Source organism: uncultured Marinobacter sp., assembly GCF_963974375.1.
Classification (GTDB): Bacteria; Pseudomonadota; Gammaproteobacteria; order Pseudomonadales; family Oleiphilaceae; genus Marinobacter.
In genome coordinates, this window is sequence record NZ_CAXBDN010000185.1 from 1 (window position 1) to 8955 (window position 8955).

Annotated in this window: 8 protein-coding genes and 1 pseudogene; 6 read left to right on the forward strand and 3 right to left on the reverse strand. The window is 59.9% G+C overall.

Annotation, left to right across the window (positions count from 1 at the left end; all coding sequences use genetic code 11):
• From glnD to dapE, 5 genes are all read left to right on the forward strand, one after another.
• Positions 1 to 2139 (forward strand): [protein-PII] uridylyltransferase (gene glnD / locus AAC035_RS14775; protein ID WP_339805466.1); only part of this gene is annotated, 2139 nt, incomplete at its 5' end.
• On the forward strand, positions 2136 to 3332 hold the full coding sequence (dapC, locus tag AAC035_RS14780; protein ID WP_339805468.1) for a succinyldiaminopimelate transaminase: 1197 nt from the start codon (positions 2136 to 2138) through the stop codon (positions 3330 to 3332). The genes glnD and dapC, both read left to right, overlap by 4 nt.
• Before the next feature lie 163 nt (positions 3333 to 3495).
• Positions 3496 to 3840: an ArsC family reductase gene (locus AAC035_RS14785; protein WP_339805470.1), complete on the forward strand. Its 345-nt coding sequence runs from the start codon at positions 3496 to 3498 to the stop codon at positions 3838 to 3840.
• A 30-nt stretch (positions 3841 to 3870) separates the two neighbouring features.
• The gene (gene dapD, locus AAC035_RS14790; RefSeq protein ID WP_339805472.1) at positions 3871 to 4899 is read left to right on the forward strand and encodes a 2,3,4,5-tetrahydropyridine-2,6-dicarboxylate N-succinyltransferase; all 1029 of its coding nucleotides are present in this window, start codon (positions 3871 to 3873) and stop codon (positions 4897 to 4899) included.
• A 229-nt stretch (positions 4900 to 5128) separates the two neighbouring features.
• Positions 5129 to 6259 carry a succinyl-diaminopimelate desuccinylase gene (dapE, locus tag AAC035_RS14795; protein ID WP_339805474.1) on the forward strand — a complete coding sequence of 377 codons (1131 nt, stop codon included), beginning with the start codon at positions 5129 to 5131 and terminating at the stop codon, positions 6257 to 6259.
• A 211-nt stretch (positions 6260 to 6470) separates the two neighbouring features.
• Here the strand turns inward: dapE and AAC035_RS14800 are convergent.
• Positions 6471 to 6665: pseudogene (locus AAC035_RS14800) on the reverse strand (cold-shock protein); the annotation flags it as partial.
• A 581-nt stretch (positions 6666 to 7246) separates the two neighbouring features.
• Here AAC035_RS14800 and AAC035_RS14805 point away from each other — a divergent pair.
• Positions 7247 to 7495 (forward strand): SlyX family protein, encoded by a 249-nt coding sequence (locus AAC035_RS14805; RefSeq protein ID WP_339805476.1) that lies wholly within the window; start codon positions 7247 to 7249, stop codon positions 7493 to 7495.
• Here the strand turns inward: AAC035_RS14805 and AAC035_RS14810 are convergent.
• Together AAC035_RS14810 and AAC035_RS14815 are read right to left on the reverse strand one after the other, a co-directional pair.
• The gene (locus tag AAC035_RS14810) at positions 7492 to 7875 is read right to left on the reverse strand and encodes a hypothetical protein (protein ID WP_339805478.1); all 384 of its coding nucleotides are present in this window, start codon (positions 7873 to 7875) and stop codon (positions 7492 to 7494) included. The two genes, AAC035_RS14805 and AAC035_RS14810, sit on opposite strands and share 4 nt — an antisense overlap.
• The gene (locus AAC035_RS14815; RefSeq protein WP_339805480.1) at positions 7847 to 8842 is read right to left on the reverse strand and encodes a hypothetical protein; all 996 of its coding nucleotides are present in this window, start codon (positions 8840 to 8842) and stop codon (positions 7847 to 7849) included. The genes AAC035_RS14810 and AAC035_RS14815 overlap by 29 nt, the downstream gene beginning before the upstream one ends.
• Positions 8843 to 8955 lie beyond the last annotated feature (113 nt).

The following is an 8955-nucleotide window of genomic DNA, read 5'->3' on the forward strand; positions in this document are numbered from 1 at the left end:
GTCAGCACCGACAAAGACTACTTTATCGCCAAACGCGAAGAGCAACAGCTGCGCCACCAGAAATACGGCGACACCGAGTACAACCTGGAACCCAACATCAAGGGCTCACCGGGCGGACTGCGGGACATCCAGAACATCGGCTGGATCACCAAGCGTCACTTCGGCCTCGACAGCCTTTCGGATCTCACCCGCTTCAGCATTCTGACGGAAGAAGAACACGAAGTGCTGATGAACGGCGAAACCTTCCTCTGGCAGCTGCGCTACGGCCTGCAGCTGATTGCAGACCGCAACGAAAACCGGCTGTTGTTTGATCACCAGCGGGCACTGGCAGAAATGCTGGGCTACAAGGATGAAGGCCGCCGCCTGGGCGTCGAGCTGATGATGCAGGCCTACTATCGCACCGTGCTGGCCCTGGCCGAGCTGACCGACGTGATCCTGCAGTACTACGATGAGGCCATCCTCCAGGCCGGCACCGAAGCCCGTATTCATCCGCTCAATAACCGTTTCCAGCTGCGGGACCAGTATCTGGAGGCCATCAACAACCAGGGCTTTGCCTACGCCCCCTACGCCATCATGGAAATTTTCGTGCTGATGGCCCAGAACCCGGACATCAAGGGCATCCGCGCCTCCACCATCCGCTCTCTGCGAGCCCACCGGCACCTGATTGACGACCGCTTCCGCAACAACCTGGCGGTCACCTCGCTGTTCATGGAACTGGTCAAGACCCCCCATGCCCTGGACGAAACCCTGTCCAACATGAAGAAGTACAACGTACTGGGCCGTTACCTGCCGGAATTCGGCCAGATCATCGGCCAGATGCAGCACGACCTGTTCCACATATACACCGTGGACGTGCACACCCTGCGGGTGATCCGCAACATGGTGCGCCTGAACAGCCCGGACAGCCGCACCGAATACCCGCTGGCATCGCGCCTGATTCACCAGCTACCCAAACCCGAGCTGCTTTACATCGCCGGGCTTTACCACGACGTGGCCAAGGGCCGCGGTGGTGATCATTCGGAACTGGGCGCCATCGACGCCGAAGCCTTCTGCAAACGTCATCACCTCAGCGAGCGGGACACCCAGCTGATTGCCTGGCTGGTGGAGAATCACCTGCTGATGTCCATGACCGCCCAGCGCAAGGACATTTCCGACCCGGACATCATTAATGAATTCGCCCGGGCGGTGCCCAGCCAGGTCCACCTGGACTACCTGTATGTGATGACCGCCTGCGATATCAGCGCCACCAACCCCAAGTTGTGGAACACCTGGCGGGCTTCGCTGTTGCGTCAGCTGTACGTCGAGACCACCAGGGCGCTGCGGCGGGGCACGGAGACACCGTTTAACCGGGAAGAGTGGGTCCGGGCCACACAGTCCGAGGCCCGGGAAATCCTCCACGCCCAGAACATCACTGACCAGCAGATTGACGCCATCTGGGACACCCTGGACGAGGAATACTTCCTGCAGGATTCCACAGTCGACATCGCCTGGCAGACCGCCGCCATCATCCACCACGGTGAAAGCCCCGATCCGCTGGTGCTGATCCGCGATACCCGCGGCGGACCCACCGACGGCTACTCCCATATCGTCATCTACCTGAAAGACCGGGTGGCCCTGTTTGCCGCCACCACGGCGGTGCTGGAGCAGCTGAACCTGAACATCGTCGATGCCCGCATCAGCGTGGCCAAGTCCGGCCCCTGGTCCATCAGCTCCTATGTGGTGCTGGACGAACAGGGCCAGCCCCTGGGCAAAGATCCGGCCCGCAAGGAACGTGTCCGCCAGCGCCTGGTGGACGAGCTGGACGACCCGGAAGACTACCCGAACATCATCCATCGCCGCACGCCCCGGCAGCTCAAGCACTTCTCGTTTCCCACCGAGGTGACCTTTTCCAACGACACCTTTAATCAACGTACGGTGATTGAAGTGGTGACCCCGGACCGCCCCGGCCTGCTGGCGCGGGTCGGTCAGGTCCTGCTGGAGCACCGGGTACGGCTGGCCAACGCCAAGATCGCCACCCTCGGGGAACGGGTAGAAGACGTTTTCTTTGTAACCGACGAGCACGGCTGGCCGATCCGCGACCCGGACGTTTGCCAGGCCCTGCAGGACGATCTCCGCACCATGCTGGATAACACCCAATGAACCCCAATCTGTCCCGACTGCACCCCTACCCCTTTGAAAAACTGGCACAACTCAAGGCAGGCGTGGTCCCGCCGGAACATCTGAGCGCCATTTCCCTGGGCATTGGTGAACCCAAGCATCCGTCACCGGAATTCGTGAAGCAGGTGATTGCCAACAACCTGCACCGGCTGGCCAACTACCCCACCACCGGTGGCATTCCTGAACTGCGGCAGGCCATTTCTGACTGGGCTACTCGACGCTTCCGGCTTAACCCGGGTACCCTGAGTGCCGAACACCACATCGTGCCGGTAAACGGCACCCGCGAAGGCATCTTCTCCTTCGTACAGGCCGCCGTAGATGCCAGCGGCCCGGCCAAAGTGGTCAGCCCCAACCCGTTTTATCAGATCTACGAAGGTGCCGCCTTCCTGGCCGGAGCAACGCCCCATTACCTGCCATGTGATGCCAGCAACGGCTTTATCCCGGACTTTGACGCCGTGCCGGACCATGTCTGGAAAGAGTGCCAGATCCTTTTCCTGTGCTCCCCGGGCAACCCCAGTGGCGCCGTCATCCCCCGGGACGTGCTGACCCGGGTGCTCGAACTGGCCGACCGTCACGACTTTATCGTAGCCTCAGACGAGTGCTACTCCGAACTCTACCCGGACGAAAACAACCCACCAGAAGGCCTGCTGCAAACCTGCGCCGCCCTGGGCCGGGATGATTACGCCCGCTGCGTGGTGTTCCACAGCCTGTCCAAGCGCAGCAACCTGCCAGGCCTGCGCTCCGGCTTTGTGGCCGGCGACGCCCGCATCCTCAAAGAGTTCCTGCGCTACCGCACCTACCACGGCTGCGCCATGCCGGTACACAACCAACTGGCCAGCATCGCCGCCTGGAACGACGAAGACCACGTCCGCGAAAACCGCGCCGCCTACCGCGCCAAATTCAACGCCGTGGTGCCCATGCTCAAGGAAGTGATGGACGTGGATTTCCCGGGCGCCGGCTTCTACCTATGGCCCCAGACCCCCATGAGCGACGAAACCTTCGCCCTGGAACTGTCCGCCCGCCAGAACGTCCACGTACTCCCCGGCCGCTACCTGTCCCGCACCATCGACGGCTACAACCCTGGCGAGAATCGGGTACGCATGGCCCTGGTGGCGCCGCTGGAGGAATGTGTGGAAGCTGCTGAGAGGATTGTGCGGTTTGTTAAAGACTACTGATTGGCAGAGTTTGGAGTTGCAACCTAAGCACGTTCGCCCTGAGCCTGTTGCTTGGCCCGTTCGCCCTGAGCCTGTCGAAGGGCGCTAACTCCGAAGCCCCATCCTTCGACCCTTCGTCAGGCTCAGGGTCAGGATGAACGGTAAATAAAGAAAACGGAGCACCATGAAACTCTACGGCATCAAAAACTGCGACACCGTCAAGAAAGCCCGCAAATGGCTGGATGAAAATGGCGTGGCTTACACCTTCCACGATTTCAAAAAAGACGGTCTTGACGACACCCTGCTGACATGCTGGGAACAGGCCATCGGCTGGGACACCCTGCTCAACAAACGGGGCACCACCTGGCGCAAACTGCCTGATGAAGTTCGTGATACCATTAGCGCCCAAACCGCCCACCAGATCATGCTCGACAACCCGTCCATTATTAAACGACCGGTGGTGGAGCATGGCGACGAGGTCAGCGTTGGCTTTAGTGCCAATGAGTGGGCTGCCAAATATTTGAACTGATTGAAACGGTCTTAACCAGAGGAACAGCAGATGAGCTTTGCATTCGGAATCGGTATCGGCACCCAGAACCGCAAAGGTGAGTGGCTGGAGGTGTTTTATCAGCAGCCGGTGCTCATGCCCGATAACAGCCTGGTGGAGATCGCCGGTAATACCCTGGGATACGCAGGTGGCAACCAGGCCATTGACGTCACCCCGGAGCAACTCACTGCCTTTGCCGATGCCCTGGGTTCAACCAGCCTGAGCGACCAAGCCTCCCTGGCCAGCAAGGCCGCCGGCAGTGAGCGTCCCGTGGTGGTGACCATTCTGGAGAGCGATGCTTCAGCCACCAGCACCCCGGAGGTCTACCTCAAGCTGCACCTGCTGTCTCACCGACTGGTGAAGCCTCACAACGTGAAACTGGATGGCATCTTCGGCCTGCTGCCGAACCTGGCCTGGACCAACGAAGGCGCCATCGACCTGGATGAGCTGCCAGAGCGCCGGTTGCAGGCTCGCCTGAACGGCAAACTGCTGGAAGTGAAGTCGGTCGACAAATTCCCGCAGATGACCGACTACGTGGTGCCCCGGGGCGTGCGCATTGCCGACACCGCCCGGGTCCGCCTGGGTGCCTATGTGGGTGAAGGCACCACCGTCATGCACGAAGGCTTTATCAACTTCAACGCCGGCACCGAAGGCACCAGCATGATCGAAGGCCGCGTGTCCGCCGGCGTCATCATCGGCAAGGGCTCCGACCTGGGCGGCAGCAGCTCCACCATGGGCACCCTCTCCGGCGGTGGCAACATCATCATCGCAGTAGGCGAGAACTGCCTGATCGGCGCTAACGCCGGCATCGGCATCCCCCTGGGCGACCGCTGCACCGTGGAAGCGGGCCTTTACATCACCGCCGGCTCCAAAGTCGCGCTGCTGGACGACCAGAACAAGTTGGTAGAAGTCATCAAGGCCCGCGACCTGGCCGGCAAGCCCGACCTGCTGTTCCGCCGTAACAGCCAGACCGGCGCTGTTGAGTGCAAAACCAACAAGACCGCGATTGAGCTGAATGAGCAGTTGCACGCTAATAACTGATTGGTTAGTGAGGGCTCGGAGTTCCCATCCTTCGACAAGCTCAGGATGAACGGATAAAGGCGTCACAGCGCACCAAGCCTCGTTCGCCCTGAGCCTGTCGAAGGGCGCAGACTCTGAAGTACCATCCTTCGCCCCTTCGGCTCTTCGACAGGCTCAGAGCTCAGGGTCAGAATGAACAGAATTTCGTGCACAAAAAATCATCACGCAGTAGCAAAAAAGAGGCCCACTGATGTCCCTATCCCCCACCCTTGAACTGGCGATGGACTTGATCCGGCGGCGGTCGGTCACCCCGGATGACGCCGGCTGCCAGGAGCTGATGATGAACCATCTCGGGCCGCTGGGGTTCCGGGGGGAGTTGCTGCGCTTTGGTGAGACCGACAACCTGTGGGCCCGCAGGGGCACCGAGGGTCCGCTGCTGGCGTTTGCCGGGCATACCGATGTGGTACCGACGGGGCCGGAGAAAAACTGGACCCATAATCCGTTCGAGCCGGTGATCCGTGAGGGTTATCTGTACGGACGTGGTGCCGCTGATATGAAAGGCAGCCTGGCAGCCTTTGTCACCGCCTGTGGGCGCTTTATCGCCCGCTACCCCGACCATCGGGGCTCTATCGCCCTGCTGATCACCAGCGACGAGGAAGGCCCGGCTCAGGACGGTACCGTCCGGGTGGTGGAGGCCCTGGAGGCGCGCAATGAGAAAATTGACTGGTGCCTGATCGGCGAACCTTCCAGCACCCATCAGGTGGGCGACGTCATCAAGAATGGTCGCCGAGGCTCGTTACACGGTTATCTCACCGTACACGGCGTTCAGGGCCACGTGGCCTACCCGCACCTGGCCGAAAACCCGGTGCACCTGGCGGCGCCAGCCCTGGATGCCCTGGCAAAGGAATTCTGGGACAACGGTAACGACTACTTCCCACCCACCACCTTCCAGATCACCAAGGTGGAAGCAGGAACCGGCAGCAACATCGTGCCCGGGGAGCTGCTGGTGCACTTCAACTTCCGTTACTGCACCGAAAACACCGCAGAAAGTCTGGAAGAGCGGGTAGTGGCCATCCTTGATCGTCACGAACTGAAGTACGACCTGCAATGGCACCTCAGCGGCCGCCCCTTCCTCACCGACCGGGGTTCCCTGGTAGCCGCCACCCAGAACGCCATCCGCACCGTCACCGGCCGCGAAACCGAGCTCTCAACCTCCGGCGGCACCTCAGACGGACGCTTTATCGCGCCCACAGGGGCACAGGTAGTGGAACTGGGACCACTGAATGCGACCATCCACAAAATCGATGAGTGCGTGAAAGCAGAAGATCTGGATACCCTGTCGGATATCTATGAGCAGGTGTTGGTGGAATTGCTGGGGTGAGGCTATTCAGATAATCCGTTCGCCCTGAGCCTGAACCCATTCCGTTCGCCCTGAGCCTGTCGAAGGGCGTGGACTTCGGAGTTCCATCCTTCGACAGGCTCAGGATGAACGGGATTTGGCTCAGGATGAACGGGTTTTGGACCAGGATGAACGGAGTTTGGACCAGGATGAACGGGGTTTGAATTCGGCCATCCTTGGCCGTTCTGCTGTTCTAATCCAGAGTAGAAACGTTATCCGCCTGCAAACCCTTGGAGGCCTCTACCACGTCGAAGCGGACCAGCTGGCCCTGACGGAGTACCCGGCGGCCGCGGCCGCGGATGGCGCGGAAATGCACGAACACTTCATCACCGCTGTCGCGGACGATAAAGCCAAAACCTTTCTTGACGTTGAACCACTTTACGGTGCCTTCCTCGCCACCTTCGGGGCCGTAGTCCTGATCGTCTTCCTCGTCGTCATCGTAGCCATCGTCATCCTCATAATCATTGTTACCGGCCGGTGCAGCGCGACGCTGACTTGCGGCCGGGCCGGCTTTACGTTCACTGAGGACAATGGCAATCACGCCAACGATGGTGAACACCAGCACGCTGATGACGTAGGCAGCAATACCCTGAACACTGCCCAGAACAAACTGCGGACGACCGGCCAGTTCACTGGAACCGTATTGAGACAGAATCAGAAACAGCTCCGGGGTAACCGTAACGAGTATAAAACCCAGAACGAGGGGTGCGAGAATAGCAGCCAGAACCGCTGAAACAATCGCTTTTGCGGGATTACGCATGAATAAAACACTCTCCAGACTTAACAGTAAGAAAACGCCTGGCCGGGCCATAACAGCCTGTAACGACCAAAACGCATGACGAACGCCGTGAAAGAAACGGCACAAAGACCGGGAAAACGCCCTAAACTGACACCCCGGCCAACAAAAGCGGCATAATAGCAGATTATTCGTAATGATGACCAAATCGACACAGAGACAGCGGCAGGACCATGACCCAAAGCACAGAAGCGCAACTGGCAGAACAACTGGAAAGACTGACCAGACGGCTGGATGAACTGGAAACCCGCCTGGCGTTTCAGGACGATACCATCACCACTCTCAGCGACCAACTGGCAGAACAGGAGATGGATATCCGCAAACTGTGGGAAGCAAAACAGAACATGCACAAGCAGTTAAAGGAGATGGCGCCTTCAAACCTGAAAGCGGAACACGAAGAAACGCCACCGCCGCACTATTAATTCCACACGACGAGCTGCTCGCCCCGATCATCCAGGCGCCACCATTTCTCTTCCTCTACCGGGTCGCCCTCTTTCCACTCACCCTGGCTGCAGCGGATTTCGCCTTCGACCGCGCGCCAGGCGCTGCGGGCGCAGTCGAGATCTGTTTGCCAGGGTAGTTTCTCGCCTTCCAGCAGCACAGAACTGAAGCGTTTCCCGAAGGCCTCCGGGTAAACCGTGATTCTCACGCGGTGCCCAAGGTAACGGCCCTCGGCTTTCATAAGACCGGCCTTGGCGCCGGTTTCAGTCAGGGGTTGGTCCAGGTGGTCGAAGTTGGCTTCCAGCCAGCTGGCCAGCGGGCCGGGCTTCAGGTCACGCACGTAGATTTCCAGATCGCTCACTTAAATCCTCACCAGACAACAAGGTAGACGACAACGGCAAGTCGGGATAATCGCCTTTGCCGGTCAGGGATTCAAGCTCTTCCCGCAGGTCAGTGGGTAAAACCTGGGTAAGCGTGCCGTCTGACTGCCGCTCCAGCCAGTCGATCTCGGCTGCGGTCAGCTCCAGAGAAAGCTCATCCCTGGTGCGAATCATGTCTTCCGTGGGCAGGTCCCGCTTGCGGGCAGTTTTGATGCGTTTCTCCAGAGTCTGGATTTCCGCGCGCAGGCGCCGGCACTCCCGGGGGCCCTCTTCGGCCACCACCGCTACCCTGGCAGCGGCCCGTTCCATCCATTCCACTACCTGCCCGGGCATTGCCCGGTAACGCAGACCGGCCACAGCAAACTCCATGGCCTCGTCAGTGATCTGCACCTGCCAGCGCTTCTCAATAGCGGCCTGATGAGCCACCAGTACTGCCTGATTCTGACCCATACTGCTTGCAGGCAAGTCATGACGCACCAGAGACCGGCCGGTCACTCGCTCCAGACGACGGGCCGCAATGGCATCACCGTCGGTTTCAGGACTCAGCAGCATGATTGGCCCACTGTGGTCGGGAACAAGATGACGGGCGGGATGGTCCGGCTCCGCCAGCAGGGACATCAGTTCCGCAGGGGAGAGATTATCAAGAATCAGCGCAGGCGCAGGACCATGGATCAGCTCAGAATGGCCGCCAAAGCGCTCCAGCACTTCCTGCACGTCAGCCGCTGCACGAAGGTTCAGCAGACAGAAATCCGTTCTCAGAGAGGGTAGCAACGCCTGCAGCCAGGCGGACTTGCCGGCGCCACGGGGCGCATTAAGCCAGATCAGACTACGGCGGGACGACGCCAGCGCCACCGCCATATCATCCGCCAACCGGTACCAACTGGCATCAGTGATGACCACCGGCGATAACTGATGGTGCGTAAACAGTGACCCCAACCTGGAGGGCATGCAGAACTCCTTTTCAGATAAAGGGGGCCCAAGGAAACTGAGCCCATCCTAAACGCAGAGCGAAACTGAAACGTTTGCCAGCGTCACAAAACCCCGTACTTCCTGCACCGGGG

Excerpts from the sequence above, each read along its gene's own strand:
- dapC (WP_339805468.1), top strand. The coding sequence starts at position 2,136 with ATGAACCCCAATCTGTCCCGACTGCACCCCTACCCCTTTGAAAAACTG.
- AAC035_RS14785 (WP_339805470.1), top strand. The coding sequence starts at position 3,496 with ATGAAACTCTACGGCATCAAAAACTGCGACACCGTCAAGAAAGCCCGC.
- dapD (WP_339805472.1), top strand. The coding sequence starts at position 3,871 with ATGAGCTTTGCATTCGGAATCGGTATCGGCACCCAGAACCGCAAAGGT.
- dapE (WP_339805474.1), top strand. The coding sequence starts at position 5,129 with ATGTCCCTATCCCCCACCCTTGAACTGGCGATGGACTTGATCCGGCGG.
- AAC035_RS14805 (WP_339805476.1), top strand. The coding sequence starts at position 7,247 with ATGACCCAAAGCACAGAAGCGCAACTGGCAGAACAACTGGAAAGACTG.
- AAC035_RS14815 (WP_339805480.1), bottom strand. The coding sequence starts at position 8,842 with ATGCCCTCCAGGTTGGGGTCACTGTTTACGCACCATCAGTTATCGCCG.